The organism is Mesorhizobium sp. M0040, assembly GCF_040323505.1.
GTDB lineage: Bacteria > Pseudomonadota > Alphaproteobacteria > Rhizobiales > Rhizobiaceae > Mesorhizobium.
In genome coordinates this window covers 1-26,262 of the sequence record NZ_JAMYVA010000061.1, presented here as the reverse complement: position 1 = coordinate 26,262, position 26,262 = coordinate 1, and the positions used below count along the sequence as shown (strand labels likewise).

The window sequence follows — 26,262 nt, the reverse complement described above, 5'->3', positions numbered from 1 at the left end:
TCCCAATCTGCAATCTCCCGCGCTCTCAAATGCGGGCAGATTGGCAAGGCAGGAGCGACATTCCTACTTTGCCAGATCCGGACATTTTAACTTAGCTGCTACACGCCGTGGTCGCATCGCCGATGTTATGGATCGTGTCGGCCAGCAATGCCACGCTCCCCGACATCGCCGAGCCGCATCGCGACGTCGCTGGCTTCGACATCGGCGAGGAGCGGTTTACGGCGCAGCTAGATTACATTGCGGCAAGCTTCCGGCAGGGGCCGAACGGGGCCATCCCGATCGAGAGTGCGGCCTATTCCCGCTTCGATCGGTTCTTCGAAGCCAATGGTCATTTCAACGCGCTGATCGGCTGCAACACCTGGACGGCGGCGGCACTGCGCACGGCCGGGCTGCGCACCGGCTGGTGGAATCCGCTGCCGGCCTCGCTCGGCCTGTCGATGCGGCTTTACAATTGAAGAGGGTTCCGGCTGATCAGCGCCGCGATCCTTCGCGCCCCCTCTGTCCTGCCGGACATCTTCCCCACGAGGGGGGAGATTAGCGGCTTCGGCGCCTTGCTGGTCGTGCAACCTTGAAGATTGGCGAAAGCCAATGTGATGGCCAATCCCCCCAAGTGGGGAAGATGTCCGGCAGGACAGAGAGGGGCACTGTCCCACCAGCCTGTCGTGCGTATCATCGCGCGCCATCGTCCAACGCCCGCCAGCCATAGAGCCAGTCGAGATCGGCGGCGAGTTTTTCGGGCGAGCGCATCGCCAGGAACAGGTTGCGGGCCATCGCCACCGGCCCGGCCGCATGCCAGGCGAGGCGATTGACGGCGCCGCGGCGGGCGACCTGGGCGACGCGCGGCCGCCGCGCCTGTTCCCAGGCGGCAAGCGCCCCCTCAAGATCGGACGGCGAAGCGGCAACGAAGCCGGCAAGCGTCGCCGCGTCCTCGATCGCCATCGCCGCGCCCTGTGCGGCAAACGGCGTCATCGCGTGCGCCGCATCGCCGGTCAGCGCGATGCCTTCCGGCGTCGTCCACCGCCGCTGCTCGACAATGTGGATCGGCCATGCCATCCACGGCGCCGCCTCGCTCGCCAGACGGACCAGCGCCGGCGCGGTACCGCGCATGGCGCTGGCGAGGCTGGCGGGGTTGGCATGCCCCGACCAGCCCTCGGCGATGCGCTCGCCCCCAGTGAAGGCGGCGAGGTTGAAGGCAGTGCCACGACTGACCGGATAGGCGACCATATGGAAGCCGGGATAGAGGAATGCAGTAACGCAATCGGGCGCACCGATCGCTGCAAAGGTTTGTCCGGCGGGGCTGTCGGCGGCCACCGTGGCGCGCCAGGCAAGCTCGCCCGAAAACCGGCTTCTCCGGAAATCGGCTGCGTTGCGGGCAAGCGTTTCTCGCACCGACGACCAGACGCCATCGGCGCCGATCAGCAGACAGCCAGCCTCGACCGTGTCGCCATCAGCCGATGCAGTGACGGTAACACCTTTCGATCCGGCTGCGATGTCGGTCACCCGCGCGCCGGCGAGCAGATCGATACCGGGCTGCTCCGAAACTCGCTGCATCAGCGCTGACTGCAGATCCGCGCGGTGGGCAACGAGATAGGGCGCTCCCCAGCGCGTTTCGGCCGCCTGGCCAAGCGGTACGCGCGCCAGCTTGCGCAGCGTGGCGGCATCCTTGAGCACGACCGCCTCGGGCCGCACCGCCGTCGCCAGCAGCCGATCGAGTACGCCGAGCTGCCGTAGGATGCGCGTCGCGTTGGGCGAAAGCTGGATACCGGCGCCGGCAGCCTCGAGGTGCCGCGCCTGTTCGAACAGTTTTATCCGATAGCCGCGCTCGGCGAAGGCCAGTGCCGCGGTCAGCCCGGCGACGCCCGCCCCGGCGATGACCACCTGCCGGGACTGCGTTTCCTGCATCAGGTTTGTCGCGGAAGAATCAGGCGGCCTGGTCGATATAAAGGCAGCCCGGCGGCTGCGTTTCCAACGCCTTCAGCTTCGGCGAATAGCGATAGAGCGTCGAGCAATACGGGCAGACTTTTTCATTGTCGTCGCCCATGTCGAGAAATACATGCGGGTGGTCGAAAGGCGGATTGGCGCCGGTGCACATGAATTCCTTGACGCCGATGTCGATTGCCGGATAGCCCGCATCGTTCTGGAAATGGGGAATGGAACCGCCTGCCATCGTCGTCTCCTGATCTTGTCGATTGCATCTGGATCATAACCCGTCTCTTTGCAAGATCGATGAAATGAAACTGTCGCAAAAGCCTGTCAGAGGATAAGTTAAGCCGGTTAAGGCTATGGTCGTCGAACGGTGTGGGAAGAGCGGAAACCATGAACGAACTGAAGCCGGTGCAGAACGAATTCATCACCGTCGAGGCGGCGAGCCGCGAAGGCGGCAATCCCGACCGCTTCGTCAACCGCGAGTTTTCCTGGCTGCAATTCAACCGGCGCGTGCTCGAAGAGTCGCTGAACGCCAATCATCCGCTGCTCGAGCGTGTTCGCTTCCTGTCGATATCGGCCGCCAACCTCGACGAGTTCTTCATGGTCCGCGTTGCGGGTCTTGCCGGCCAGGTGCGCGAGGGCATCGTGCTGAAGAGCCCGGACGGACGCACGCCCGAGCAGCAGCTTGAACAATTGCTGCGCGAGGTCGAGCGCCTGCAGGAGGACCAGCAGAAAAGCCTTTCGGCGCTGATGCTGCTGCTCGACAAGGAAGGCATCGAGAGCATCACCCGCGATGCGCTGAGCAAGGACGAGAAGATCTGGCTCGAGGACCATTTCCAGGAGCAGGTATTTCCGGTGCTGACGCCGCTGTCGATCGACCCGGCGCATCCGTTCCCGTTCATTCCCAATCTCGGTTTCTCGATGGCGTTGCAATTGCGCCACCGTAAGAACGGCGAGGAAATGAGCGCGCTTTTGCGCCTGCCGGTGGCGCTGAGGCGCTTCATCCGCTTGCCGGATCGCAAGCGCCATGTCCGCTTCATCCCGCTCGAGGAGGCGGTCGGTCTTTATATCGGCAAGCTGTTCCCGGGCTACGAGGTCAAGGGTTCCGGCACGTTCCGCATCATCCGCGACAGCGATATCGAGGTCGAGGAAGAATCCGAGGATCTGGTGCGCCTGTTCGAGACGGCGCTGAAGCGGCGGCGCCGCGGCTCGGTTATCCGGATCGAATTCGACCGGCTGATGCCGCCCGAACTGCGCGACTTCGTCGCCGGCGAGCTTGGCGTTTCGGCAAGCCGCATCAGCGTGCTCACCGGTCCGCTGGCGCTCAGCCAGATCTCGGAGATCGTCGCCGTCGCCCGCGACGATCTGAAGTTCACGCCCTACAATCCGCGCTTCCCCGAGCGCATCCGCGAGCATGGCGGCGATTGTTTTGCGGCGATCCGCGAGAAGGACATCATCGTCCACCACCCCTACGAATCCTTCGACGTCGTGGTGCAGTTCCTGCGCCAGGCAATGGCCGATCCGGAAGTGGTGGCGATCAAGCAGACGCTCTATCGCACCTCCAACGACAGCCCGATCGTGCGCGCTCTGGTCGACGCCGCCGAGGCCGGCAAGTCGGTGACCGCGCTGGTCGAGCTCAAGGCGCGCTTCGACGAGGAGGCCAACATCCGCTGGGCCCGCGACCTCGAGCGCGCCGGCGTCCAGGTCGTCTTCGGCTTCCTCGAACTGAAGACCCATTCGAAAATGTCGCTGGTCGTGCGCCGCGAGGATGGCAGGCTGCGCAATTACGTGCATCTCGGCACCGGCAACTACCACCCGGTCACCGCGCGCATCTACACCGACCTGTCCTTCTTCACCACGGCCCCGACGATCGCGCGCGATGTCGCCCAGCTGTTCAACTTCATCACCGGCTATGCCGAGCCGGCCGAGCAGATGCGGCTGGCCATATCGCCGTTCACGCTGCGCGACCGCATCCTCAAGCACATTTCGGACGAGATCAGTCACGCGCTGGAGGGCAGGCCCGCCCGCATCTGGATGAAGATGAACGCCTTGGTCGACCCGATCATCATCGATGCCCTCTATGATGCCAGCCGCGCCGGCGTCGAGATCGATCTCGTCGTGCGCGGCATCTGCTGCCTGAGGCCGCAGGTGCCCGGCCTGTCGGAGAACATAAGGGTGAAATCGATCGTCGGCCGTTTCCTCGAACACAGCCGCATCTATTGCTTCGGCAACGGCCACGGCCTGCCCTCGGACGGGGCGATCGTCTACATCTCCTCGGCCGATCTGATGCCGCGCAATCTGGACCGCCGCGTCGAGACCATGGTGCCGATCACCAATCCAACTGTGCACGAACAGGTGCTCGGCCAGATCATGCTCGGCAACATCATGGACAACCAGCAAAGTTTCGACGTATTGGCTGACGGAACCTCCCGGCGCGTCGTGCTGGAAGAGGGCGAGGAACCGTTCAACGCGCAGGAATATTTCATGACCAATCCGAGCCTGTCCGGACGGGGCGATGCGTTGAAGTCGCATGCGCCCAAGCGCATCGCGCAGTTCAAACGCCGCAAGAAACAGAACGCAGCGACGGGCTGATGATTTCAGCGTCCCAGGGCCGGCTCCAGGACCGCCGACCGCTGTCCATCATCGATATCGGATCGAACTCGATCCGTCTTGTTATCTATGAAGGGCTGGCGCGCTCGCCGACCTTGCTGTTCAACGAAAAGATGCTGGCCGGCCTCGGCCGCGGCATCGTTTCGACCGGAAAACTCGATCCCGAGGCGGTGACGCGCTCGATGGAAGAGTTCCGCCGCTTCCGCGCGCTCTCCGACCAGGCCGGCGCCGAGCGCATGTATGTGCTGGCGACCGCCGCCGCTCGCGAGGCCGTCAACGGCCCCGACTTCATCCACCGCGCCGAGGATGTGCTCAAGACCGAGATCCAGGTGCTGAGCGGCCGCGAGGAAGCCCATTATTCGGCGCTCGGCGTCATTTCCGGTTTCCATCCGGCCAACGGCATCGCCGGCGATCTTGGCGGCGGCAGCCTCGAGCTGATCGATATTGACGGTGAGACGATCGGTGACGGCATCACGCTGCCGTTGGGCGGCCTGCGCCTGCAGGACATGGCGAAGAACTCGCTGACCCAGGCGGCAAGGATCACGCGCGAGCAACTGGCGCGGGCGAAATTGCTGAAGGGCGGGCAGGGCAGGGCGTTCTACACGGTCGGCGGCACCTGGCGAAACCTCGCCCGGCTGCACATGGAAATGACCAACTACCCGCTCGGCGTCATGCACCATTACGAGATCGGCATCGAAAGCGCCGCGAACTTCCTCCGGCAGGTCGCCAAAGCCGAGATCGACAAGGTCAAAGGCATCGAGGGCATCTCCAAGAACCGCCGCTCGCTGCTGCCCTATGGCGCCATCGTGCTGCAGGAGATCATGGCGGCGATGCAGCCGTCGAAGATCATCGTGTCGGCGCTGGGCGTGCGCGAGGGCTTTCTCTATTCGCTGCTCGACAAGGCCGAGCAGAAAGCCGATCCGCTGATCTCGGCGGCGGAAGAGCTTGCCCGCCTGCGCTCGCGCTCGGTCGACCACGCGCATGAGCTTGTCGAGTGGACCGGCAAGGCCTTCGCTGCCTTCGGCATCGACGAAACCAGGGACGAGGCGCGCTACCGCCACGCCGCCTGCCTGCTCGCCGATATCGGCTGGCGTGCCCATCCCGAATATCGCGGCAAGCAATCGCTCAACATCATCGCCCACGCCTCCTTCATCGGCGTCGATCATCCCGGCCGCGCCTTCCTGGCGCTTGTCAGCCTGTTTCGCCACGAGGGCGTGTTCAATGAAGCCGCTCCGGAAATCCGCGGGCTGGCGACACCGCGCTATCTCGAACGGGCCCGCGTGCTGGCCGCGCTGCTGCGCGTCGTCTATTTGCTGAGCGCGGCAATGCCCGGCGTCATGCCGCGACTGAAATGGGAAAACCGCGGCAATGGCGTGCTCGCGCTGGTGCTGCCAGCAGCGCTGGCCGATCTTTACGGCGAGCGGCCCGCCGGCCGGCTGGCACAACTGGCACGGGTCACCAACCGCCGGCTGGTGCTGGCAGTCGAGGGCGGGCCTAGCGTTTCTGTCAAATAGAGGCCCGCGCTATCGCGTCGCGACAGTTGAGGAAAGAAGGGAAACGCCGTGAAATCCAGGCAGGTTCTTCAGCTGTTGGTTGTGGGGATCTTCGTCCTCTTCGCGGGCACCGCCAGTGCCCAGACGCTGTACACCCTGTCCGTCGTGGCCAAGGGGACGTTCGATCTGGATCGACATTATCCCAAAGAGCCGGGCGTCAGAACGCCGTTCAATTTTCATAGATTGCTTCGCGCACCCAAAAACAGAGAGAAAATAAACTACTTCGTGTTCAAGCCGAGCGCCGACATATTCAAGCTCATGAAATCCCTCTCGAAGAGCGATTTATTCTCACGCCTCGAGCCATGTTCAAGAGGTATTGACCAAGCTCTTTCCGACAGGGCTCAGAACATTGGCGGATCGATCAAGCCCATTTTTGGTCGAGTCGATCTGTTGCCGTATCTCAAGAGAAAAGAACTGATTCAATCAGATGGTTATGTATATGTCGCCATAGATAGCAACCTTCGAAACTACGTTTGGGACCCAAACGACTTCGGATCGCAGTGGGTGGCTGCAGCGGTAGAAAAACAGCAGCTTTGTCTGTACATCGGCGTTGGGCGGATGGGCTACTACAGCGCCCTGGCGTCGGTGCCCGTCAATGTAAGCCGTCTCGCAAAATTTGTTGTTCTGGACACCAACTAAACCGGGTGGCTTGCTCAGGCGCGGGTCCCAAACGCCCGGCCATCGAACGAATAGGCGCCCGCGCCGGCCATTGCCAGCGCCAGAAAACCGCCTGCAGTGGCGATGTCCTTCATCAGCATCTGTGAATGCATGAAGGTCAGCGTCGGATCGTCGCCACCCTGGCCATAGTGGCCGATGAAGCCCGCCGCGATGCAGAACGCAGCGAGTAGCAACGCCACGATCGGCGTCTTGAAGCCGACGAGGATGAGCAGCCCGGCGATCAGCTCGAACAGCCCGGCGCCCCAGGCAGCGAGCGTCGGCAGCGGCAGGCCGAGGCCGGCGAAATAGCCCGATGTGCCGGCAATGTCGGTAAGCGCGTGGAAGCCCGACGGAACGAATAGCGCGGCGAGCAGCAATCGGGAAAGCAGAAGCAGCGAATTGCGGGGCATCTTCACCTCCGTTATCGACGGCCGCTTGGCCTGGCGCCCGATCTTAGCAGGTTTTCCGTCAGCGGACCGAAGGGCACAAACCGACAACGAAAAAGGGGCGCGGAAAATTCCGCACCCCTTTTGTCCAAGCAATGCTGGACTGCTTCAGCCGCGCTTTGCGTCGATCGAATAGGCGCCGGGGCCCGAGGAGGCGAGCACGAGGAAGCCGCCGGCAATCGCGACGTTCTTCATGAAATTGATCATCTGCATCTGATCGGCCCAGCCGGTGTGGGCAACCAGTGCGGTGGCGACGGTGAAGATCGCCATCACCCAGCCGACGATCCGGGTCTGGAAGCCGACGAGGATGGCGAGACCGCCAAGCAACTCGATCAGGCCGACGACAATGGCGGTCACCATCGGCAGCGGCAGGCCGAGGCTGCCGAAATAGCCGGCGGTGCCGGCAATGGCCGTCAGCTTGCCGAAACCGGAAAGCAGGAAGATGACCGAAAGCAGGATGCGGCCGAGCAGGATCGCGCCCGAGGCGCCGGAAGCGGTGCCGGAACCGGCAAACGAAGTGTTGGTGGACATGCGTAACTCTCCAGAAGGGTTTGGCTAAAAGGCTTGGGATATCCGTCCACTTAGCGCAGTCCGACTGTTCACCAAAGACGTCAGATTGGTTACGGATTGTTCACTCAGGTAACGTTTTCGCGATCAACTTACCCTGGGTGCGTCATGTCCTCCGGCCGCACCAGCCGCTCATAATCGGCTTCGCTGACCAGCCCGGTGGCCAGCACTTCCTGGCGCAGCGTGGTGCCGTTCTTGTGCGCCGCCTTGGCGATCTTGGCGGCGTTGTCATAGCCGATCGTCGGCGCAAGCGCCGTCACCAGCATCAGCGAACGGTCGAGTGCTGCCTTGATGTTGTCTTCGCGGGCCTCGATGCCGACGACGCAATTGTCGGTGAACGACACTGAAGCGTCGGCCAGCAGTTGGACCGACTGCAGGAAACAATAAGCCATCAGCGGATTGTAGACGTTGAGTTCGAAATGGCCCTGACTGCCGGCGAAGCTGATCGCCGCATTGTTGCCGAACACCTGCACGCAAACCTGTGTCATCGCCTCGCATTGTGTCGGATTGACCTTGCCAGGCATTATCGACGAGCCCGGTTCGTTTTCCGGCAGCGACAATTCGCCGAGGCCCGAACGCGGGCCCGAGCCGAGCAGGCGGATGTCGTTGGCGATCTTGAACAGCGCCGCCGCGCAGGCATTGATGGCGCCGTGCGAGAAGACCATGGAATCATGCGCGGCCAGCGCCTCGAACTTGTTCGGCGCGGTGACGAAATCGATGCCGGTGATCGCGGCGATGCGCGACGCCACCTTTTCGGCAAAACCGACCGGCGCGTTGAGGCCGGTGCCGACCGCGGTGCCGCCCTGTGCCAATTCCTGCAGGCCGGGCAGGGTCATCTCGATGCGCTTGATCGACGAGGCGACCTGAGCCGCATAGCCCGAGAATTCCTGGCCAAGCGTCAGCGGCGTGGCGTCCTGGGTGTGGGTGCGGCCGATCTTGACGATGTGGGCGAAAGCCCTGGTCTTGGCGTCGAGTGCCGCATGCAAATGTCTCAGCGCCGGCAGCAGGTCGTGAATGATGCGCTCGGCGCAGGCGATGTGCATGGCCGTCGGATAGGTGTCGTTCGACGACTGGCTCATATTGACGTGGTCGTTGGGATGCACCGGCTTCTTCGACCCCATGACGCCGCCCAAAAGCTGGATCGCCCGGTTGGAGATCACCTCATTGGCGTTCATGTTGGACTGGGTGCCTGAGCCGGTCTGCCAGACGACCAGCGGGAAATGCTCGTTCAGTTTGCCGTCGATGACCTCCTGGGAGGCCTCGATAATGGCCTTGCCGATTGCCGGATCGAGCCGCTTCAGCTCCATGTTGGCTTCGGCGGCCGCCCGCTTGACGATGCCCAGCGCCCGCACGATCGAGGCCGGCTGTTTCTCCCACCCGATCTTGAAATTGGCCAGCGAACGCTGCGCCTGCGCGCCCCAGTAACGGTCGGCGGCGACCTCGATGGGACCGAACGTGTCGGTTTCGGTTCTGGTCTCTGGCGCGCTCACGAAGTCTCTCCGGTTTGCAATTTGCAAACGGCGTATCGCGTTGCACAAATGCCTTCAAGCGGAGATTGCGGGTGACGGGAATGCAAATCGGTTGAAGGTGCGCCTTTCCTTCTCCCCTTGCGGGAGAAGGTGGATCGGCGCGTAGCGCCGAGCCGGATGAGGGGTGTTGGAAGAAACGAGGCGTCGGCGATCCGTCCAGCACCCCTCATCCGACCGAGCTTCGCTCGGCCACCTTCTCCCGCAAGGGGAGAATGAAGAGCGCGCTCTCCTCACCCCGCCGTGTATCCTCCATCCACGGCGAAGATTCCGCCGCTGGTCCATGCCGCTTCGTCGCTGGCGAGATAGACCGCGATGCCGGCAAGGTCGCTGGTTCGGCCGATGCGGCCGAGCGGGTAGCTGCGCTCGACATAGGCCTTGAGCTCGGCTTGCGCGGCCTCAGGCAGGTTTTCGATCGACCTGCGCCGCATCGCTGTGTCGACCGTGCCGGGCGCGATGGCGTTGACTCTTATGCCGCGCGGCCCGAGCTCGAAGGCGAGCGACTTGGTCAGCGAATTGAGCGCGCCCTTCGACAGCGAATAGAGGCTGGACGGCCGCTTCGGGATCTTCTTGTGCGCGAAATAGGACGAGATGTTGATCACCGAAGCCGCTCCCGGCGCAAGATGCGGCAACAGCCGTTGGGTGAGGAAGAATACGGCCGTGACGTTGAGCGCGAACGACTGCTGGAACTGGTCCTCGCTGACGGTCTCGAACGGCACAAGGAACGCTACGCCGGCATTGTTGACGAGGATATCGACAGGTGGGCCGCGCCTGGCATGCTCGACCACGGCATCGATGCCGGCGCTGGCCGACAGGTCGGCCGAAAGCGTTCCGACATTATCCCCGAGCTGCTTGCGGGCGGCGTCGAGTTTTTTGCCGTCGCGGCCGACGATCAGCACGTCCGCGCCTTCGCGCAAAAACGCCTCGGCGATTGCCAGCCCGATCCCGTCCGAGCCACCGGTGACCAGTGCCCGTTTGCCGCCTAGTCTCATCCAACACTCCCGCACGTGCCGCCTTCCGCCGGCGGCATGAACCCCAGAGCAGCGCTGCCTGCACTCGGGGTCAAGTCGCCTGCCTATCCCAGCGTATGAAACTTCGCCTCGTCTCACCGCCCAAGCAGCGATTGTGAGGTTGGCGACAGCCGCAAAGTCTCAGTCGGCTTGGCCATACGTGACTGGACGCTCTGCTCGAACACTTGCCACTCCGGGGAGGCAGCCAAGGCTGCCTCGTGGCGGGCATGTGCATCGGCGCTGGCGAAACCGGTGATGCTGATGAAGACGTTTTCGCTGGCCCGCACGGGCAGCCGCGGAAAGCTGTTTTCGGCATGTTCGGTAACGAAGGCGGCGAGCGGCGACGCGCCAAATGCGGCGAGCACCGGAAGGGCCGCGGTCTGGAAGTCATTGGCGAAACGGGCTTCCAGGCCAGGTTGCAAATAATGAATCCTGATGACAACAATTGCCTGCAAATCACTGCTTGCGCTTGGTTCTTCGGGGTCCGACTGGGGTACTCGTTTCGATCCCGAGAGGTCTAGGCCGGCGCCTGGCCAAGCCGGCTTCAGCACCAGCACGTCGTCGGATGAGATCATCGTGGCGTTGGCGGCGTCGCGCCAGGCAGCCCAGACCGGCCCGTCATAGAAGGCGGTCAGAGCGTTTTTCCGCGCTTCCATACCGTCGAAGCCGCGCAGCCAGACGAACATATCCGGCCGGTCGAGATCGCGGAACTGGCCGATGATGGTCATCCCCGCGGTTTCCTGGCCCTCGATCAGGTGATTGTCGAAGATGCCGATCAGCGTCTCGCGCCGGCCGGGTTTCAGCGTGTATTGCCTGAGTTCGACGACGGGCGAGGCGAGCAGATCGGGATTAGGTATGGCGTTCAAAGGCAGGTTCATCGCGCGAGCTCCAAAACAGGACAGTCATCCTGTTTTACAAAACAGACCGGTTGTCCTGTTTTGTCAATCTGCTATCGTGTGAAGATGTCAGCAGAGATAACCGCTCGCCCAAAGTCGCGGGCTCAAAAACGCACCAACGACCCCGAAGGCATGCGCAAAAAGGTGCTCGATGTCGCCGAGGAGGCGTTTCAGGTACGCGGCTATCATGCGTCCAGCATGGGCGACCTGATGGCGACGGCGGGCGTCACCGGCGGCGCGCTGCACCACCATTTCCCAACCAAGAAGGCGCTGGCGCTCGCAGTGATCGAGGAGCGGGTCGCCGCCGCCGTAGAAGAGACATGGATCGCGCCGGTGCGGATGGCTCCCTCAGCGCGCGAGGGCGTGCGCTCCGTGTTCGCGGCCGTCGCGGCGGAGCTGGAGCAGCAGGGTTTCGTGCGCGGCTGCCCGCTCAACAACCTGGCGCATGAACTGTCGCTTGCCGATCCGGATTTCCGCATTGCCCTTGCCGGCATTTTTTCTACCTGGCGTCAGGCGATCGCCGACAAGATCAGCGCCGACCAGCAGGCGGGCCGGGAGCTAGGTACCGATCCGCAGCGCTTCGCAGCGCTCGCCGTCGCCAGCTATTCCGGCGCCATGTCGATGGCCAAGACAGCACAGGACGCAGGCGTGCTGCGTGACTGCCTGATGGCGTTGGAGCAGGGAGTTATGTCTTCCAAAACAGGAACGAGGCGACGTAGCAGGATACTGCACAGAGCCCTCTGACGCCGGCAGGACAGTCGCTCACTATGACCGAGGCGGGGAGGCCGAGCTCTTAATTCGGCAGCGGCTTGATCAGCTCGTAGCCGACCACGCTTTCGGCACTGGTGCCCTCGTCATAGCGCCTGGCCACAACTGCCTGCAGGTCGGGTGCGTAAAGCGCGGTAAACTCGTCCCGCATCTCGCCGGCCTCGCTCCTGATCGTCTGCTTGACCGCGAGCACGGAGTATTTGCATTCACCCAGGCTGAACGTCTCCTTGCCCTTGATGTTGATCTCCAGCGTCTCGGTGCCCTTCGGCGGCTTATTCGGCGCGAGGCGGGCAAACACGATCTTGCTCTTGGCCCCCGCCTTCAGCGGGAACACCTTCCTGAGATCGGAAAACGGGCCCCGTGCTGCTGTCGCGAAACACCTCGATCAGCCCGCCGAACAGGTACTGCGACTGGGGCGATTGCGACTGGTATTTGTTGGCCACGGCAACCATTCCGCCCGCCGCCGGACGAAATTCGCTGTGGATGCCAGGCCTTTCGAGAATGAAGCCGGCCTTGGCCGATTTGGCGTCGATGCACTCGGCGCCTTGCGCTGCGCTCGTCACCGCCAGAATGACCATTGTCATGCCGATGGATGCAGTGTTCATGGCGTCCTCCTCTGCCCGCGCAAGTTGAATGCCGAAAGCAATGCCAGACCTGGGGGAACGTGTCGACACACTTTGCGAGCAACTGGACTGCCGGTCCGCGTCGTGCTGAATTTTAGCGCATGATGCGTCGCATTTCCGCCCGGCCGGTTTCCCGGCGCAGGTTCCTGATGAAGGCAGCGGTCGTTGCCGCGGCCGGCGCCGTTTCGCGCCCGGCCTTCGGCCAGACCGGGCAGCGCATCCCGCCCATCGACGCCACCTTCTTGTTTATCGCTGATGTCCACGCCTGCCGCACGGCGAACGGATTGAGCCCGCATTGCGAGCAGGAGGGCAAGACCGACGCCGCCTTGCTGCGCAACGTCGCTGCGCTCAACGGCGTCGGCGACAGACAATGGCCGGCCGAAATCGATGGCGTTGCCACCGGCCTGCGCTCGACGGGCAACATCGGCACGCCGCTCGGCCTCGTCGTTGGCGGCGACATCACCGATGATGGCGGCGGCCAGATCACCCAGCCCAGCGAGGGTACGCAGCTGCTTCAGTTCAGCCAGCGCTACCAGCAAGGCGTCGGCCCCGACCGCGTTCACATGCCGGTCTATGTCGGCCTCGGCAACCACGACCTCGACCAGAACGGCCCGCGCTCGCATGTCGACTGGTATCGCCGCGAAATGCGCGACTACGTCGAGGTCAACCACCGCCCCGGCGTGTTCTTCAAGCCGCCTGCGCCGGCGACTAACTACGACGTCGCGACCGACTGCTATTCATGGGATTGGGGCGGTCTGCATCTTGTCCAGACGCACCGTTTTGCCGGCGATACCGGCCATGGCGCCACCAGCAGCCTGCCATGGCTGAAGCAGGACCTGGCGACCTATGCCGGCGACGGCCGTCCGGTCATCCTGTTCCAGCATTATGGCTGGGATACTTTTTCGATCGAAAGATGGGACGCCGCCGAAAGAACCTTTGACGACAATGGCACGGGTCCACCGCATTGGTGGAGCGAAGCGGACAGGCAGGCGCTGCTGGCTGTGCTGAAGGGTTACAACGTCGTCGGCATCTTCCATGGCCACCAGCACGCGACGCCGATGATCTACCACCGTGACGGGCTCGACTTGTTCAAGCCGAAGGCCGCCTTCATGGGCGGCTTTGCGTTGGCGCGGGTGACGGGAAACAGCATGGATGTGGTGCTGGGCGAAGCCGCCGGAGATCATGGCGAGGTCACCTTCACCAATGCGTACAGCAAAAGCCTGAGTTTCTGACGGATAAGAGAGGGCGCAAAAAAAGGCGGCCGAACCGCCTTTTTCCTGGTCTGCGAAGGGTCAGCGCTCAAAGCGCCTTCTTCACCTTGTCCTTCACGTCGCCGTAAGCTTCTGCATCTTGCCGGTGGCCTTGTCGACGTCGCCTTCGGCCTCGGTCCGCCTGTTGCCGGTGGCCTTGCCGGCGGCTCGCTTGACCGAGCCCTTGGCTTGTTTGGCGACGCCTGCCACCTGATCCTTGTTCACCATCGCGCATCTCCTGAACCGTTCGCCCAGGGAAACGGTTGCCGATCGCTTAGGTTCCGGGTTCGGCCGGTCGATTTGGGCCGGCTTCCGGCCGCAAAGCGGGCGGGATAGGGTGTGCCAGAAAGCCCGAGCAGACAGGGCCGGAGAGGGATAATGGCTGAATTCACGCTCTTCATCGGCAACAAATGCTTCTCGTCCTGGTCGCTGAGGCCATGGCTGGCGATGAAGCATCTGGAGATTCCGTTCGAGGAGGGTTTTGTGCGCCTGCGCACGCCCGAGACCGCGGCCAATCTGGCCAGGATATCGCCGACCGGCCAGGTGCCGGTGCTGAACCATCGGCTGCCGAATGGCGAGGTCCGGATCGTCTGGGAAACCCTTGCCATCCTTGAATATCTCGCTGAGCTGTTTCCCGAGAAAAAGCTCTGGCCGGCCGATATCGGCGCCCGTGCGCTGGCCCGCTCGGCGGCGACAGAGATGCATTCGGGCTTTCGCGAAGTCCGCTATGGCTGGCCGATGAATTTGCGCCGGCCGAAAGGCCACAAGCCGCTCGACGCCGAAGGTGAGGCGCAACGGGCGCGCATCGAAGGGCTATGGCGCGAATGCCGCGAAAAATACGGCAAAGGCGGGCCGTTTCTGTTTGGCCGTTTCACCGCGGCCGATGCCATGTACGCGCCGGTCGTCACCCGCTTCGACACCTATGGCGGCACGCTGGCTGCCGACACCCGCGCCTATGTCGACGCCGTGCTTTCAATGCCGGCGATGCGCCACTGGTATGCCGAGGCGGCGAAAGAGCCTTGGCCGGAGCCCGGGCCAGACGAGTAGAGCCGAGCAACCGGCAAGCTGGTCTTCCACTTCGCGGCCTACGGCCTATCTGAAGCTCGGGCAGGGGCTTTCGAGACTTCACAATGACATCTGTTTCTTCCGCACTGGCCGGCAAGGTCGCACTTGTCACCGGCGCCTCCTCGGGCATCGGCGAGGCAACCGCTGCGGCGCTCGCGGCCGCCGGGGCAAAGGTGGCGATTGCCGCACGCCGCGCCGATCGCCTCGAAGCGCTGGCCGCGCGTATCGAAAAGGCCGGCGGCGCTGCGCTCCGCATCGAGGCCGACGTCACCAGCAACGACGATGTCACCGCCATGGTCGACAAGGTTGTCACCGAATGGGGCCGCCTCGACATCCTCGTCAACAATGCCGGGGTGATGCTTCTGTCGCCGGCCGCCGAGGCGTTGCTCGACGACTGGCGCCGCATGATCGAGCTCAACCTGCTGGCGCTGATGGGCGTCACCAAGGCGGCGCTGCCGCATCTCAGGTCCGCCAAGGGGCACATCGTCAATGTCTCGTCAATCGCCGGACGCGTCGCCAATCCCGGCGCCAGCGGCTATGCCGCAACCAAGTTCGGCGTCGTCGGCTTTTCCGAATCGCTGCGCCGCGAAGTCTATGCCGATAAGGTTCGCGTCACCGTCATCGAGCCCGGCCTTGTGCGCACCGAGCTCGGCGACCACATCACCAATCCGGCGTTCAAGGCCGATCTGGACAAGCGGCTCGCCGCCATGGAGGCGCTGACCGCCGAGGACATCGCCGCGGCCATTCTCTATGCCGTGAGCCAGCCGGCACACGTCAACGTCAACGAGATCGTCATCCGCCCGACCGACCAGGAACGGTGAACGGCGTCAGATATTTTCGCTACGCCTCAAATCCCGCCCGCAGGAAATCGCCACACTCCTCGACCAGCCGCGACGGGTCCCTCGCGAGGTAGACGCCGAAATCCGCCATCGGCGCCGGCGGTAGGTTGAAGCGTCCGTTAAGGCTTTGGCAGTCGGGCGGTAGTCCTTCCTGCAGCAGAAGCCCGATGCCAAGCCCGGCCCTCAGCGCCGAGATCAGCGTCGCGAAAGTCGACACGCGGCAGCCGATCTTCCAGCCGATCCCGGCCTCGGCGAGCGAAGCCAGCATCCTGTCCTGCCAGGAGCAGGCGCCTTCGAAGATGATCAGCGGAAGCTCAACCTCGTCATCGATCTCGATCATGCGGCTTGCCGCCCAGACCAGCTGTCGTGACAGATGGCCTCGCGGCGCCTTTGTGAAGCGCGCCGGATCGGCCATGACGATGTCGCATTTTCCTTCGCCCAGCGACTTGCTGAGATCGCTGCTGCTGGCCGACGTCAGCTCGATCTCCACGGAAGGATGCCGGCGCCGGAAGTCGGCGATGATCAACGGCAGCCGCGTTACCGCCAAATCCTCGACGATGCCTAGCCGGACACGGCCGACCAGCTTGCGGCCTTCTATCTCGCGCCTGGCATCGTCACCGATCGCGATGGCTTTGCGGGCGAAGGCGAGCAGGATCTCGCCGGCCTCGGTCAGCGTCACGCCGCGCGGCGAGCGGCGCAGCAGCTCGGCGCCGACTTCGCCCTCGAGGCGCTGAAGCTGCATGCTCACCGCCGCCTGCGTGCGGGCAAGTCGATCGGCCGCCCGGCTCACCGTTCCCGTATCGGCCACGGTGACGAAGGCGCGCAGGAGCCTGACGTCGATATCTCCAGTCATAAGAATTCCTGATAGCTGTGTCAGCACTATCAGGCTATCCGAAAGCCCGATCTGAATTCAAGGTCCGCTCGCGCCAACGAAAACAGGAGCAGCCACCTTGTCCTACAGAAGAAGATTTGAAGAGCTCGGTGTCGCCTGGCCGTCGCTCGATCGGCCTGCTTTGCCGTTCTCGCCGATGGCTCGGGTCGCCGACATCGTCTATGTCTCCGGTCAGATCCCCGAGATCGGGCAGGAGATCGCTGCGATCGGCCAGGTTGGCGCAGAGATCGATCTGGCCACGGCGCGGAACGCCGCCCGGCTCTGCGCGGCCAACATCGTCTATTGGCTGGACAAGGAATTGGACGGCAATCTCGACCGCGTCGTGAAATTCGCCAAGCTGACCGTCTATGTGAACGCGGCGGCCGGCTTTGCGGCCTATTCGGAGGTCGGCAACGGAGCATCCGAATTTCTGCTCCATGTTTTCGGCGAGCGTGGCGAGCATGCCCGCTGCTCGCTCGGCATGGCCGGCTTGCCGGCCAATGTTCCGGTCGAAGCCGACGCCATTGTGCATGTCCGCTGATGCACGCCCAAAGCATGCAATCAGGGCTTATCCGGGAGTGCGCAGTGAAACCAGAGGGGGCTTGGCTTGATAAGTACAAATCTTGAGGGGCGGAAGGCGCTGGTTCTCGGAGGAGGCAAGGGCCTCGGTTTCGGCGTCGCCGAAGTGCTCGCGGCGAAAGGCGCCGAGATCATCCTGGTCGGACGAGGGGAGGAGACCCTGGATGCGGCGCGGCGCGCGATCGAGTCCGCCGGCCCCGTCTGCTCGACCTTCAGCGCCGATCTTTCCGATAACGACAGCGTCTCCCGGCTGATCCGTGCCATCGAGGACGAGCATCAGCGGATCGACATCGTCCTGCTCAATGGCGGCGGCCCGCCGCCCTTCGCGGCCAGCGTCTTCGATGCGAGCGTCTGGGAGAAGCAGTTCACCAGCATGGTGCTAAGCCAGATGCGTATCGCCATTTCTTTCCTGCCAGGCATGCGGTCGCGACGCTGGGGGCGCATCATCGCCGTTTCCTCCACGTCCGTCCGCGAGCCGATCCCCGGCCTCACCGCTTCGAATGCGTTGCGTGCGTCGCTTGCCGGCTGGGCCAAGACCCTGGCCGGCGAAGTTGCGGCGGACGGCGTCACCGTCAACCTGTTGCTGCCTGGCCGTTTTGCGACGGACCGGACGAAACAGTTCGACGCGATGGACGCCGCCGACACGGGTGTGGACGCTGCTGTGATCGCCGCCGAGAGTCAGGCCGAAATCCCGGCAAAGCGCTACGGGACCCCCGCCGAATTCGGCGCGGTTGCCGCATTCCTGGCCAGCGACGACGCCGCCTATATCACCGGCGTGGCTTTGCCGGTGGATGGCGGGCTCAGCCGGGCCATGCTGTGAGGGGCAGGGTGCAGCGGCGCGAATGGTCGCATCACAGGAACGCCCCTCGTGCCTTTTATCTGCGCGGGGGCGTCCTGTTTGTCGTCCGCCTCTCTCAAGATCGCTCTTTCAAGAACGGCTTTCGACACCGAAAGAATGCCCCGGCGCCAAAATGGTTCCCGGCTGATTGGTTTTTTCGGCGGGCAATAGCCCGGCTTTCGCCGTCCGATGTGCTGGCGCGGGCCGCCGCCGCGCGTCTCCGCGAGTGTGGCAAATCAAAAAAATTGACACAACGCGCAAAGAAGTCTATAAGAATTTTGTCGATATTTGTTTGACCGACTTTTGTTATCCGCGTGCTTAGGCGCGCCTTTGGCGAACTTCCCCCATCAAAATCGAGACAAACGTTGTTGTGCATCCGCATGACGGCGAACGAATATTTGCCATGGAAAGGGTTCGTTATGAGTACAGGCACAGTTAAATGGTTCAACGCCACCAAAGGTTTTGGTTTTATTCAGCCTGACGACGGTTCTGCCGACGTTTTCGTCCACATCTCAGCCGTCGAGCGCGCCGGAATGCGCGACATCGTCGAGGGCCAGAAGCTTGGCTACGAGATGGTCCGCGACAACAAGTCGGGCAAGATGTCCGCCGACCAGTTGAAGGCGGCCTAAAACGGAATTAAGCCTCACCGGTGATCACGGATGTACTGGCACCGGTGAATGGCAAATTCCAGCGCATGATCGCGGGATCATGTGCATTGAGAAGAACGTTTCTTTGCGCGTTTTTCGGGATGCGCAGGCGCTCTTATGGAAGGTCAGGCGGTGCCTGGCCTTTTTCATTTTTGCGCTTCGACCGCCGAAAGAGCGCTGCTCGACGGCCCGGACGTGCTAAGGACGTTCCAGCAATTTGAAACCGGCTGCCGTATTGCTTTGTGCGGGATCCTGGCCGAAAGACCAGTCTCGCCACTTTTCGGCGGCGTGCTCCGAACCGGGAGAAAGACCTTGACCGCAACTTCAAAAAAACCCCGCGACCAGGCCGAATCCATTTTCAGCAAGACGCGGACCCAGTCGATGTCGCTCGACCGCATCAATTCCGAACGGGATGCCGTCAGCCAGGCCCGCGAAGCCAAGACCGCGCGGCTGCGCGAATTGCGCCTGGAGAAGGAAGCCGACGACATGGCGGCGGCGGTTGCGCTCGCGGCCTCGCCGAAACGCGCAGGCAAACGCTGATGGCCACCAAACGCGTGCCTCAAAAGGCGATCGCCGCAGATTCGACCATCGCCGATGTCGTGGGCGAACTAGACAAGCCGGTCGAATATGTCCGGCGCGTGCTCGAAAAGCTCGAGCGCTGCAGGCGTGTCCACGGCGATGCCCAGGTTCGGCTCGGCGTGCGCGGTCGTGCCGAATGCCCCAATTATCTGATCGAATACGTCCGGGAAAACGCCAAGACCCGCGAGCGCGTGACTTTTCAGGATGCCGCCTACAGCGGCAGCACGCATCGCGAGCTGGCGCCCCGGCACATCGAGGAAGCCAGGAACTGGTCGCCCGAAGAAATGAACATCACGGCCGTTTCGGCGCTCATTGGCCGCCTTCGCAATCCGAATGCGCCATCATCGCGTTTCTCTGACGAGGATTGATATGGCAATCAAGTTTTCCGCCAAGGGCCAGCCGGCAGCGCCTGCTGCCGCCGTGAAGCCGGCCAAGCCGGCGGCCGCGCCAAAAACCGGCGAAGCCGCCGAAGCGGGCACCGATCTGTTCAGGTCGCCGGCGGAAGCACCGCCGCGCAAGCCCAAGAAGAAATAGCGCCCTTGCAGCAAAATGCCGACCGGAAATCTGCGCCAAGGCTGCTTGCCCTGGCGGTCGCAGAGGAGTTTTCGTCGCCACAAGAGGGCGCCGGTCCGATTGCCTTCGATTGCCAGACCTGTGGCGCCTGCTGCGCCTACTCGTCCAGATGGCCGCGCTTCTCCACCGAGGATGACGCGCAGCTCGACCTTATCCCGCAAAAATACGTGGCTGCCGACGAAGCCGGTATGCGCTGCGACGGCGCGCGCTGTTCGGCACTGTGCGGCGAGGTCGGCAAGTCAACGGCCTGCGGCATCTACGACATCCGCCCCGACGTCTGCCGCGCCTGCATGCCGGGCGATGACGACTGCCTGATCGCGCGTCGGGCTCACGGTCTGCCGACGCTGTAATGACGGCCCTCGGGCTGGCGTCTCAGTTTGAATTTCGTCAATCAGATGCGCGAAAGTCGCTGCGGTAGAGGCCGGGCGATCGTCCGGTCAATCGTTTGAATGCCTGCGAGAACGACGGCACCGATTCATATCCGACGGCGCGCCCGATCTCGCCAATGTTCTGGTTCGTTTCCCGCAGAGCCTTGGCGGCAAGGTTCATCCGCCACCGGGTCACATAGGACAGCGGCGGCTGTCCTACCAGTTGAGCGAAGCGACGCGCGAAGGTGGCCCGGGACTGTGCTGCGCCGCGGGCAAGAGAAGCGATGGTCCAGGGATTGCCCGGCCGCTCGTGGATCAGGCGCAAAGCCTGCGCAATGCCTTTGTCGCGCAAGGCGCCAAACCATCCCCCTGTTCCGAGTGGCTGATGTTCGATCCAGGCACGCAACAAGAAGATCAACGTGCTGTCGAGAAGGCGTGGGGCGACAATGTCGTGGCCGCCGAGATCGCCTTTCGCTTCGACCCGCAGAAGTTCCAGGGCAAGCCGCAGCGGCTCGCTGGTGTCGATCTGATTCCGGGTCAAATGAATCAGCGGAGGAAGCAGCGAAACCATCGGGTATGGCCCGACGCCGTCGAGTGAATATCTCGCACAAAGAAGAGTTGTCGCGCCGCTCTCGCTTTCGGTTCCAGTCCGCGCCGATTTGCGGAAAGGACGGCGGATATCGATGCCGTCGGTGCATCCGCCGGATTGCAAAGGGCATGCCCGATACCGCTCGCGACAAGGATGACATCTCCCTCGCCTAAGCGGATCGGCTCTTTTTGACCAGTCAGCCGCAACCAGCATTCGCCGTTCTGTATGACGTGGATGGCGGCATTCCTTGTCGGATCGACTGAAATACCCCATGGCCGATGCAGGGTCGCGCTGCCGATCATGGCGCTGCCAAATCGCAGCGAAGCAAGAAGTTCGGACAAGGCGTCCATGAGAACCATCCTCCGACAATGAACCAGACGATATTAGACGATTGGATAAGAATCCAGGCGAATAGCATATCGACCATCTCACAAGCGTGGCTGATTATGTTGGCAATGTCGGCCGGGCCTGCGGACGCTCCTGTCCACAACAGGCAGCAGCTGGCACCTGAAGGAGCAAAAACATGCGTGACGAACCATCAAATCCAGTTCCAGCCAAGATCCATAATTCGCTCGAGACCAACAAGGCGATCGTCCTGGACTTCATCGACAAAGCAGTAAACCAAGGCAACATCGAAGCTGCTTCGATGCATTTTGGCGAACGCTACATCCAACACAATCCGAACATTGCGGATGGTGCGGAAGGCTTCAAAGCCTATCTGCAGCAGCTCAAACAGTCATTTCCCCTCGTGAAGGGAGAGGTGAAGCGGATTTTTGCCGAAGGGGATTTCGTCATCGTGCACATGCACGCAAAACGCGAACCGGAGGAGGAAGGCTTGGCCATCGTCGACATTTTCAGGCTGAAGGACAGCAAGCTGGTCGAACACTGGGAAGTTCGGCAGCCTATTGCCGATAGCAAGATGCACGCCAACAGCATGATCTGAATGCGCATAGGCTCTCAGGTTGGCTTGTGCCCGCACGTTTCGCTGATTACGCTGCCGGCGGCAGGGCCAGCACCGGGAGACCATCCGTGAGCATCGAATTTCTGTTGACGTCGCTGATTGTCGTGGCTTCGCCCGGCACCGGCGTTCTCTATACGCTGAGCGCCGGGCTTTCGCGTGGTGCGCGCGCCAGCATCATTGCCGCTTTCGGCTGCACGCTCGGCATCATTCCGCACATGGCGGCCGCCATCACCGGCCTCGCGGCACTGCTGCATACCAGTGCCGTCGCCTTCGAGACGCTGAAATATCTCGGCGTCGCCTACCTGCTCTACATGGCCTGGAACACGCTGAAGGAGAAGGGCGGCCTGAGCGTCGAAGAAAATGTCGCGCCGCGCTCGGCCGGCAAAGTGATCACTTCGGGCATCCTCATCAACATCCTCAATCCGAAGCTGTCGATCTTCTTCTTTGCCTTCCTGCCGCAATTCGTCAGCACCACCGAACCGCATGCGCTGTCGAAAATGCTGGAGCTCAGCAGCATCTTCATGCTGCTCACCTTCGTGGTCTTTGTCGGCTATGGCATTTTTGCCGCGTCGATCCGCAGCCATGTCGTGTCGCGGCCAAAGGTGCTGACCTGGATGCGCCGCACCTTCGCCGGTGCCTTTGTCATGCTCGGCGCCAAACTGGCGCTGGCGGACCGGTAGACAGGAAGATCGCGGGCAGCGCCAACCTAACCCTTCACGTAGCCCATGGCCTCGACGATCTGCCCGTCCGCCACGCGCATCAGGTTGACGCCGCGCAGCGAATTGCCGTCGGCCATCCAGTAGCGCCAGCGGATCGTCGCCCGGTCGCCGGCGACGAAAGTTTCTTCGATGTCGAAGCGCGTGCCGGGTCCGGTCGCGATCGCCGACCACAGTTCGACGCAGGCGCCCTTGCCGATGCGGCGGGCGCCGTCCGGGGCCGGCGTGGTGTTCTCGATCACGCAATCTTCCGCCACCAGATCGTCGAGCGCCGACGGGTCGTGGCGCTGGAAGGCGTCGTTGTAGCGCCGCATGATCTCGGCCGTTTCGGCGGAGCGTTTGGCCGCGGCGATGTCGAGGACGAGTTCCTGTGTCATTGGATATTCCTTCCCTTCAGTGATCGGTAGCGGTTTCGACGAGGCGGGCCTTGAGCGTGATCACGGCGACGCCGGCCAGCGCCCGCGACACGAGGCAGCTCTCCTTGGCCGTCTGCGCCAGCCGCTCGAACTCCCCCGCCGCCAGCCCGGCGACGCTTGCCTCGGTCTCCAGCTCGATACGGGTCAGCGTCGGTCCGGCCGCGGTGGCGCCGAGATGCGCTTTCGCGATCGTGTGGATGCGCGCGGGAGTGTAACCTTCGCGGCCGAGGACGGCGCTCAGCGCCATCGAAAAGCAGCCGGCATGCGCCGCCGCAATCAATTCCTCGGGGTTGGTGCCGGGACCGTTCTCGAAACGCGACGGGAACGAGTAGGCGCCTTCGAAGACGCCGCTGCCGAGCTTCAGCCGGCCCGAACCTTCCTTCAACGATCCTGCCATTGGGCCTCTGCTTCACGAATGGTCATTGTGTCTCTCCTTTGATTTGAGGGGTCGATCAGATTTTGGGGCGGACCAGTCAGGCGCTGTCGACGACCACTTTCCCGAAGACGTCGCCTTGCTGGAAATAGCGATAGGCGTCGTTGGCCTCGTCGAAGGCGAACACCTTGTCGATGACAGGCTTAAGCCGATGCACCGAGATGGCGCGCAGCATGGCTTCGAGGTTGGTGCGATTGCCGACGAACAGGCGGCTGATGGTGGCGAGGCTGCGCTGGTAGACCGGGCCGGGGATCTGCACCGTCCCGCCTGTCGCATCCTGTATGGTGAGAAGCACGATGCGCCCGTAAAGCGCGCAAGCGATCATCGATTGCGCGAAGGTCGGCGGGCCGCCGGTCTCGACGACGAGGTCGATGCCGCCGGTCTGCTCTCGTACCGCAGCACCCCATTCCGGCATGTCGGCGGTCGAGACGACGAGGTCGGCGCCCAGCGCCTGCAGCCGGTCCAGCTTCTCGTTGCGCGAGCTGACTGCCACGACACGGCAGCCGAGCAGCTTGGCGAATTGCAGCGCAAACAGCGCGACGCCACCTGAACCGATGACAAGAACCCATTGGCCGGGCTTCGGCATTTCGGCCGCCGTCACGGCATTCCAGGCGGTCAGGCCGGCGCAGGTCAGCGTCGCCGCTTGATGCCAGTCGAGATGATCGGGAAGCCGCACCGCCCATTGCTCGTCGAGCACGGCGTATTCGGCCAGCATCCCGTCCAGCGTGCAGCCAAGCTGGTCGATCAGACCGGCATTGATGCGGCCATCGATCCAGCGCGCAAAATAACTGCCGGTGACGCGGTCGCCGACGGCAAGGCGGGTGACGGCCTCGCCGACGGCAACGACTTCGCCGGCGCCGTCGCTCAGCGGGATAACGCCTTGGCGCGGCGCCAGCGGGTAGGTGCCGTTGAGGATCATCGTATCGCGGCGGTTGAGCGCGGTGGCGCGGACACGCACGACGATCTCGTGCGGCTTCGGCGTCGGCTGCGCCTCGTCGCGCATCACCAGGCACTTGGTCCCGCAGGTTCCTTCAAGACGATAATTGCGCATTTGCCTCTCTAATATGTAGACTGATCTACATATTATGTAGACCGATTGTCATATTCGAGGCAAGGCCTATAATGCTCACTCCTGACAGAGGTTGACATGGCGAACGACACCCGCACCCGCATACTCGAGACGACCGGGCTGCTGCTGAGGCAGCGCGGCTACCACGGCACGTCGCTCAACGATATTTTGAGCGCCTCAGGCGCACCGAGAGGTTCGCTCTACTTTCACTTTCCGGGCGGCAAGGATCAGCTGGTCATCGAGGTGACGCGCGACAGCGTCGCCGATGTGACGCAGAGGCTGGACGCCGCGCTCGCTGCCGAAAAGGACCCGGCGGTGGCCGTCCACCACATCTACCAGTCGGTCGCGCGCATGTTGGAGGACAACCAGTTCACGCTCGGTTGCCCGATCGCGCCCGTGGTGCTGGACTCGCCGATCGACATGCCGGAACTGGCCGAGTTGTGCCGGTCCGCCTTCGAGCAATGGATAGGCTTGCTCAGGGCGGCCTTCGTCAGGGCAGGGGTGCCCGAGCGCCGCGCGCACGCGCTCGCATTGCTGGTCGAATCATCGCTGGAAGGGCTGATGGTGATCGCACGCGCCACCCACGACCGCGCCCCGGTGCTGGCGGTAGCCGATGAGGTCGCGGCGCTGATTGAGGGGGCATTGCCGGCCAAGAGTGCCGCTGCCGCGGTGCATTGATATCGCCGCTTGAGCCGGGGCAGCCCGCTATGAAGCAAACAAAAAGGGCGGCATCGCTGCCGCCCTTTCCGTAAGCTTGCGAGATTGGCTGGATTAGAAATCCATGCCACCCATGCCGCCCATGCCGCCGCCGCCCATGCCGCCAGGCATGCCGCCGCCAGCCGACTCCTTCTTCGGAGCCTCCGCGATCATGGCTTCGGTGGTGACCAGCAGGCCGGCGACCGAGGCCGCGTCCTGCAGAGCCGTGCGCACAACCTTGACCGGATCGACGATACCCATGGCGATCATGTCGCCATATTCGCCGGTCTGGGCGTTGTAGCCGAAGGTTGCCCCCTTGTTCTCAAGGATCTTGCCGGCAACGATCGATGCTTCCGCACCGGCGTTGGCCGCGATCTGGCGGGCCGGAGCCTGCAGCGCGCGGCGCACGATGTTGATGCCAGCGGCCTGGTCGGAGTTGGCGCCGGTTGCCTTGATGCTCAGCGAAGCGCGCAGCAGTGCGACGCCGCCGCCGGGAACGATGCCTTCTTCGACGGCCGCGCGGGTCGCGTTGAGGGCGTCATCGACGCGGTCCTTCTTTTCCTTGACTTCCACTTCGGTCGCACCGCCGACGCGGATGACGGCAACGCCGCCCGCCAGCTTGGCGAGACGTTCCTGCAGCTTCTCCTTGTCGTAGTCCGAGGTGGTCTCCTCGATCTGCTGCTTGATCTGGGCGACGCGGCCCTGGATTTCGGCCTTCTTGCCGGCGCCGTCGACGATGGTGGTGTTCTCCTTGGAGATCGACACCTTCTTGGCGCGGCCGAGCATGTTCAGGCCGACATTCTCGAGCTTGATGCCGAGGTCTTCGGAAATGACCTGGCCACCGGTGAGGATGGCGATGTCTTCCAGCATGGCCTTGCGGCGATCACCAAAGCCCGGCGCCTTGACGGCGGCGATTTTCAGGCCACCGCGCAGCTTGTTGACGACCAGCGTGGCCAGGGCCTCGCCTTCGACATCTTCCGAGATGATGACCAGCGGCTTCGAGGTCTGCACGACGGCCTCGAGGATCGGCAGCATGGCCTGCAGGTTGGAGAGCTTCTTCTCGTGGAGAAGAATGTAGGCGTCTTCCAGATCCGCAACCATCTTCTCGGCGTTGGTGACGAAGTAGGGCGAGAGATAGCCGCGGTCGAACTGCATGCCTTCAACGACTTCAAGCTCGGTCTCGGCGGTCTT

32 protein-coding genes and 3 pseudogenes are annotated in these 26,262 nt (G+C 63.2%); 18 read left to right on the top strand and 17 right to left on the bottom strand.

The window, feature by feature from the left end:
* Positions 1-161: 161 nt before the first annotated feature.
* Positions 162-455 (top strand): annotated as a pseudogene (locus tag NKJ91_RS29790) (DUF2459 domain-containing protein); the annotation flags it as partial.
* 214 nt (positions 456-669) lie between these two features.
* Here NKJ91_RS29790 and NKJ91_RS29785 read toward each other — a convergent pair.
* Both NKJ91_RS29785 and NKJ91_RS29780 read right to left on the bottom strand, forming a co-directional pair.
* Positions 670-1,902 (bottom strand): FAD-dependent monooxygenase, encoded by a 1,233-nt coding sequence (locus NKJ91_RS29785; RefSeq protein ID WP_352458381.1) that lies wholly within the window; start codon positions 1,900-1,902, stop codon positions 670-672.
* A gap of 19 nt (positions 1,903-1,921) precedes the next feature.
* Positions 1,922-2,167: a zinc-finger domain-containing protein gene (locus tag NKJ91_RS29780; protein ID WP_254820632.1), complete on the bottom strand. Its 246-nt coding sequence runs from the start codon at positions 2,165-2,167 to the stop codon at positions 1,922-1,924.
* 149 nt (positions 2,168-2,316) lie between these two features.
* Here NKJ91_RS29780 and NKJ91_RS29775 point away from each other — a divergent pair, with 149 nt between their 5' ends.
* Genes NKJ91_RS29775 through NKJ91_RS29765 form a run of 3 tightly spaced genes read left to right on the top strand, consistent with a single transcriptional unit; the run spans position 2,317 to position 6,728 of the window.
* A complete protein-coding gene (locus NKJ91_RS29775; protein ID WP_352458380.1) occupies positions 2,317-4,518 on the top strand; it encodes an RNA degradosome polyphosphate kinase in 2,202 nt (733 codons plus the stop codon).
* On the top strand, positions 4,518-6,050 hold the full coding sequence (ppx, locus tag NKJ91_RS29770; protein WP_352458379.1) for an exopolyphosphatase: 1,533 nt from the start codon (positions 4,518-4,520) through the stop codon (positions 6,048-6,050). The genes NKJ91_RS29775 and ppx overlap by 1 nt, the downstream gene beginning before the upstream one ends.
* A gap of 48 nt (positions 6,051-6,098) precedes the next feature.
* Complete coding sequence (locus NKJ91_RS29765; protein WP_352458378.1) at positions 6,099-6,728, top strand: hypothetical protein; 630 nt, start codon at positions 6,099-6,101, stop codon at positions 6,726-6,728.
* Between the two features lie 14 nt (positions 6,729-6,742).
* On the opposite strand, the gene NKJ91_RS29760 is transcribed toward NKJ91_RS29765, so the two are convergent.
* The 5 genes from NKJ91_RS29760 to NKJ91_RS29740 all read right to left on the bottom strand — a co-directional run bounded on the left by NKJ91_RS29760 (position 6,743) and on the right by NKJ91_RS29740 (position 11,173).
* Positions 6,743-7,156 carry a DoxX family protein gene (locus tag NKJ91_RS29760; RefSeq protein WP_352458377.1) on the bottom strand — a complete coding sequence of 138 codons (414 nt, stop codon included), beginning with the start codon at positions 7,154-7,156 and terminating at the stop codon, positions 6,743-6,745.
* Positions 7,157-7,300: 144 nt separating this feature from the next.
* Positions 7,301-7,723 (bottom strand): DoxX family protein, encoded by a 423-nt coding sequence (locus tag NKJ91_RS29755; protein ID WP_352458376.1) that lies wholly within the window; start codon positions 7,721-7,723, stop codon positions 7,301-7,303.
* A gap of 128 nt (positions 7,724-7,851) precedes the next feature.
* Positions 7,852-9,249, bottom strand: a complete 1,398-nt coding sequence (gene fumC, locus NKJ91_RS29750) for a class II fumarate hydratase (RefSeq protein ID WP_352458375.1) — start codon at positions 9,247-9,249, stop codon at positions 7,852-7,854.
* Between the two features lie 269 nt (positions 9,250-9,518).
* On the bottom strand, positions 9,519-10,277 hold the full coding sequence (locus NKJ91_RS29745) for an SDR family NAD(P)-dependent oxidoreductase (protein WP_352458374.1): 759 nt from the start codon (positions 10,275-10,277) through the stop codon (positions 9,519-9,521).
* Positions 10,278-10,390: 113 nt separating this feature from the next.
* Positions 10,391-11,173 (bottom strand): NIPSNAP family protein, encoded by a 783-nt coding sequence (locus NKJ91_RS29740; RefSeq protein WP_352458373.1) that lies wholly within the window; start codon positions 11,171-11,173, stop codon positions 10,391-10,393.
* 150 nt (positions 11,174-11,323) lie between these two features.
* On the opposite strand from NKJ91_RS29740, the gene NKJ91_RS29735 reads away from it, so the two are divergent.
* Positions 11,324-11,935 carry a TetR/AcrR family transcriptional regulator gene (locus NKJ91_RS29735; protein WP_352458372.1) on the top strand — a complete coding sequence of 204 codons (612 nt, stop codon included), beginning with the start codon at positions 11,324-11,326 and terminating at the stop codon, positions 11,933-11,935.
* 49 nt (positions 11,936-11,984) lie between these two features.
* Here the strand turns inward: NKJ91_RS29735 and NKJ91_RS29730 are convergent, their stop codons facing one another.
* Complete coding sequence (locus NKJ91_RS29730) at positions 11,985-12,257, bottom strand: hypothetical protein (protein ID WP_352458371.1); 273 nt, start codon at positions 12,255-12,257, stop codon at positions 11,985-11,987.
* A complete protein-coding gene (locus NKJ91_RS29725; RefSeq protein WP_352458370.1) occupies positions 12,232-12,564 on the bottom strand; it encodes a hypothetical protein in 333 nt (110 codons plus the stop codon). Before NKJ91_RS29725 ends, NKJ91_RS29730 begins: the two co-directional genes overlap by 26 nt.
* Positions 12,565-12,683: 119 nt before the next feature.
* Here NKJ91_RS29725 and NKJ91_RS29720 point away from each other — a divergent pair, with 119 nt between their 5' ends.
* Complete coding sequence (locus tag NKJ91_RS29720) at positions 12,684-13,814, top strand: metallophosphoesterase (protein WP_352458369.1); 1,131 nt, start codon at positions 12,684-12,686, stop codon at positions 13,812-13,814.
* Between the two features lie 67 nt (positions 13,815-13,881).
* Here NKJ91_RS29720 and NKJ91_RS29715 read toward each other — a convergent pair.
* Positions 13,882-14,060: pseudogene (locus NKJ91_RS29715) on the bottom strand (CsbD family protein).
* 150 nt (positions 14,061-14,210) lie between these two features.
* Here NKJ91_RS29715 and NKJ91_RS29710 point away from each other — a divergent pair.
* Together NKJ91_RS29710 and NKJ91_RS29705 are read left to right on the top strand one after the other, a co-directional pair.
* Positions 14,211-14,879: a glutathione S-transferase family protein gene (locus NKJ91_RS29710; RefSeq protein WP_352458368.1), complete on the top strand. Its 669-nt coding sequence runs from the start codon at positions 14,211-14,213 to the stop codon at positions 14,877-14,879.
* 83 nt (positions 14,880-14,962) lie between these two features.
* A complete protein-coding gene (locus tag NKJ91_RS29705; protein WP_352458367.1) occupies positions 14,963-15,718 on the top strand; it encodes an SDR family NAD(P)-dependent oxidoreductase in 756 nt (251 codons plus the stop codon).
* A gap of 19 nt (positions 15,719-15,737) precedes the next feature.
* Here NKJ91_RS29705 and NKJ91_RS29700 read toward each other — a convergent pair whose 3' ends face one another.
* On the bottom strand, positions 15,738-16,589 hold the full coding sequence (locus tag NKJ91_RS29700) for a LysR family transcriptional regulator (RefSeq protein ID WP_352458366.1): 852 nt from the start codon (positions 16,587-16,589) through the stop codon (positions 15,738-15,740).
* 97 nt (positions 16,590-16,686) lie between these two features.
* Here NKJ91_RS29700 and NKJ91_RS29695 point away from each other — a divergent pair, with 97 nt between their 5' ends.
* The 7 genes from NKJ91_RS29695 to NKJ91_RS29665 all read left to right on the top strand — a co-directional run bounded on the left by NKJ91_RS29695 (position 16,687) and on the right by NKJ91_RS29665 (position 20,173).
* Positions 16,687-17,148: a RidA family protein gene (locus NKJ91_RS29695; protein ID WP_352458365.1), complete on the top strand. Its 462-nt coding sequence runs from the start codon at positions 16,687-16,689 to the stop codon at positions 17,146-17,148.
* Between the two features lie 66 nt (positions 17,149-17,214).
* Complete coding sequence (locus NKJ91_RS29690; RefSeq protein WP_352458364.1) at positions 17,215-18,006, top strand: SDR family oxidoreductase; 792 nt, start codon at positions 17,215-17,217, stop codon at positions 18,004-18,006.
* Positions 18,007-18,443: 437 nt separating this feature from the next.
* Positions 18,444-18,653 (top strand): cold-shock protein, encoded by a 210-nt coding sequence (locus tag NKJ91_RS29685; RefSeq protein WP_010915421.1) that lies wholly within the window; start codon positions 18,444-18,446, stop codon positions 18,651-18,653.
* Between the two features lie 330 nt (positions 18,654-18,983).
* Positions 18,984-19,211, top strand: coding sequence for a hypothetical protein (locus tag NKJ91_RS29680; RefSeq protein ID WP_023677608.1), 228 nt, complete (start codon positions 18,984-18,986; stop codon positions 19,209-19,211).
* Positions 19,211-19,618 (top strand): hypothetical protein, encoded by a 408-nt coding sequence (locus NKJ91_RS29675; protein ID WP_292664441.1) that lies wholly within the window; start codon positions 19,211-19,213, stop codon positions 19,616-19,618. The genes NKJ91_RS29680 and NKJ91_RS29675 overlap by 1 nt, the downstream gene beginning before the upstream one ends.
* 1 nt (position 19,619) lies before the next feature.
* The gene (locus tag NKJ91_RS29670) at positions 19,620-19,784 is read left to right on the top strand and encodes a hypothetical protein (RefSeq protein ID WP_023722752.1); all 165 of its coding nucleotides are present in this window, start codon (positions 19,620-19,622) and stop codon (positions 19,782-19,784) included.
* Positions 19,785-19,834: 50 nt separating this feature from the next.
* Complete coding sequence (locus NKJ91_RS29665; RefSeq protein ID WP_051406159.1) at positions 19,835-20,173, top strand: YkgJ family cysteine cluster protein; 339 nt, start codon at positions 19,835-19,837, stop codon at positions 20,171-20,173.
* 37 nt (positions 20,174-20,210) lie between these two features.
* Here the strand turns inward: NKJ91_RS29665 and NKJ91_RS29660 are convergent, their stop codons facing one another.
* Together NKJ91_RS29660 and NKJ91_RS29655 are read right to left on the bottom strand one after the other, a co-directional pair.
* Positions 20,211-20,516 carry a helix-turn-helix transcriptional regulator gene (locus NKJ91_RS29660; protein WP_352458382.1) on the bottom strand — a complete coding sequence of 102 codons (306 nt, stop codon included), beginning with the start codon at positions 20,514-20,516 and terminating at the stop codon, positions 20,211-20,213.
* Between the two features lie 123 nt (positions 20,517-20,639).
* Positions 20,640-21,082, bottom strand: a pseudogene (locus NKJ91_RS29655) (cupin domain-containing protein); the annotation flags it as partial.
* 221 nt (positions 21,083-21,303) lie between these two features.
* Between NKJ91_RS29655 and NKJ91_RS29650 the strand changes: the two are divergent.
* A complete protein-coding gene (locus NKJ91_RS29650) occupies positions 21,304-21,723 on the top strand; it encodes a nuclear transport factor 2 family protein (protein ID WP_352458363.1) in 420 nt (139 codons plus the stop codon).
* Between the two features lie 86 nt (positions 21,724-21,809).
* A complete protein-coding gene (locus NKJ91_RS29645; RefSeq protein WP_023677602.1) occupies positions 21,810-22,421 on the top strand; it encodes a LysE family translocator in 612 nt (203 codons plus the stop codon).
* A gap of 26 nt (positions 22,422-22,447) precedes the next feature.
* Here NKJ91_RS29645 and NKJ91_RS29640 read toward each other — a convergent pair whose 3' ends face one another.
* The 3 genes from NKJ91_RS29640 to NKJ91_RS29630 form a co-directional block, all read right to left on the bottom strand.
* Positions 22,448-22,834, bottom strand: a complete 387-nt coding sequence (locus tag NKJ91_RS29640; protein WP_352458362.1) for a nuclear transport factor 2 family protein — start codon at positions 22,832-22,834, stop codon at positions 22,448-22,450.
* A 16-nt stretch (positions 22,835-22,850) separates the two neighbouring features.
* Positions 22,851-23,270, bottom strand: coding sequence for an OsmC family peroxiredoxin (locus NKJ91_RS29635; protein ID WP_352458361.1), 420 nt, complete (start codon positions 23,268-23,270; stop codon positions 22,851-22,853).
* 76 nt (positions 23,271-23,346) lie between these two features.
* On the bottom strand, positions 23,347-24,357 hold the full coding sequence (locus NKJ91_RS29630; RefSeq protein ID WP_352458359.1) for a zinc-dependent alcohol dehydrogenase family protein: 1,011 nt from the start codon (positions 24,355-24,357) through the stop codon (positions 23,347-23,349).
* A 96-nt stretch (positions 24,358-24,453) separates the two neighbouring features.
* Here NKJ91_RS29630 and NKJ91_RS29625 point away from each other — a divergent pair, with 96 nt between their 5' ends.
* Positions 24,454-25,053, top strand: coding sequence for a TetR/AcrR family transcriptional regulator (locus NKJ91_RS29625; protein ID WP_352458358.1), 600 nt, complete (start codon positions 24,454-24,456; stop codon positions 25,051-25,053).
* A gap of 93 nt (positions 25,054-25,146) precedes the next feature.
* Here NKJ91_RS29625 and groEL read toward each other — a convergent pair.
* Positions 25,147-26,262, bottom strand: a 1,116-nt coding sequence (groEL, locus tag NKJ91_RS29620; protein ID WP_352458357.1) for a chaperonin GroEL, incomplete at its 5' end; no start/stop codon positions are given.

Bases quoted from the DNA above. Each gene is read 5' to 3' on its own strand.
- NKJ91_RS29725 (WP_352458370.1), bottom strand. From the start codon at position 12,564: ATGAACACTGCATCCATCGGCATGACAATGGTCATTCTGGCGGTGACG.
- NKJ91_RS29760 (WP_352458377.1), bottom strand. From the start codon at position 7,156: ATGCCCCGCAATTCGCTGCTTCTGCTTTCCCGATTGCTGCTCGCCGCG.
- NKJ91_RS29635 (WP_352458361.1), bottom strand. From the start codon at position 23,270: ATGGCAGGATCGTTGAAGGAAGGTTCGGGCCGGCTGAAGCTCGGCAGC.
- NKJ91_RS29720 (WP_352458369.1), top strand. From the start codon at position 12,684: ATGATGCGTCGCATTTCCGCCCGGCCGGTTTCCCGGCGCAGGTTCCTG.
- NKJ91_RS29650 (WP_352458363.1), top strand. From the start codon at position 21,304: ATGCGTGACGAACCATCAAATCCAGTTCCAGCCAAGATCCATAATTCG.
- NKJ91_RS29755 (WP_352458376.1), bottom strand. From the start codon at position 7,723: ATGTCCACCAACACTTCGTTTGCCGGTTCCGGCACCGCTTCCGGCGCC.
- ppx (WP_352458379.1), top strand. From the start codon at position 4,518: ATGATTTCAGCGTCCCAGGGCCGGCTCCAGGACCGCCGACCGCTGTCC.
- NKJ91_RS29775 (WP_352458380.1), top strand. From the start codon at position 2,317: ATGAACGAACTGAAGCCGGTGCAGAACGAATTCATCACCGTCGAGGCG.
- NKJ91_RS29630 (WP_352458359.1), bottom strand. From the start codon at position 24,357: ATGCGCAATTATCGTCTTGAAGGAACCTGCGGGACCAAGTGCCTGGTG.
- NKJ91_RS29675 (WP_292664441.1), top strand. From the start codon at position 19,211: ATGGCCACCAAACGCGTGCCTCAAAAGGCGATCGCCGCAGATTCGACC.
- NKJ91_RS29705 (WP_352458367.1), top strand. From the start codon at position 14,963: ATGACATCTGTTTCTTCCGCACTGGCCGGCAAGGTCGCACTTGTCACC.
- NKJ91_RS29640 (WP_352458362.1), bottom strand. From the start codon at position 22,834: ATGACACAGGAACTCGTCCTCGACATCGCCGCGGCCAAACGCTCCGCC.
- NKJ91_RS29780 (WP_254820632.1), bottom strand. From the start codon at position 2,167: ATGGCAGGCGGTTCCATTCCCCATTTCCAGAACGATGCGGGCTATCCG.
- NKJ91_RS29735 (WP_352458372.1), top strand. From the start codon at position 11,324: ATGCGCAAAAAGGTGCTCGATGTCGCCGAGGAGGCGTTTCAGGTACGC.
- NKJ91_RS29670 (WP_023722752.1), top strand. From the start codon at position 19,620: ATGGCAATCAAGTTTTCCGCCAAGGGCCAGCCGGCAGCGCCTGCTGCC.
- NKJ91_RS29685 (WP_010915421.1), top strand. From the start codon at position 18,444: ATGAGTACAGGCACAGTTAAATGGTTCAACGCCACCAAAGGTTTTGGT.
- NKJ91_RS29740 (WP_352458373.1), bottom strand. From the start codon at position 11,173: ATGAACCTGCCTTTGAACGCCATACCTAATCCCGATCTGCTCGCCTCG.
- NKJ91_RS29700 (WP_352458366.1), bottom strand. From the start codon at position 16,589: ATGACTGGAGATATCGACGTCAGGCTCCTGCGCGCCTTCGTCACCGTG.
- NKJ91_RS29785 (WP_352458381.1), bottom strand. From the start codon at position 1,902: ATGCAGGAAACGCAGTCCCGGCAGGTGGTCATCGCCGGGGCGGGCGTC.
- NKJ91_RS29710 (WP_352458368.1), top strand. From the start codon at position 14,211: ATGGCTGAATTCACGCTCTTCATCGGCAACAAATGCTTCTCGTCCTGG.
- NKJ91_RS29745 (WP_352458374.1), bottom strand. From the start codon at position 10,277: ATGAGACTAGGCGGCAAACGGGCACTGGTCACCGGTGGCTCGGACGGG.
- NKJ91_RS29625 (WP_352458358.1), top strand. From the start codon at position 24,454: ATGGCGAACGACACCCGCACCCGCATACTCGAGACGACCGGGCTGCTG.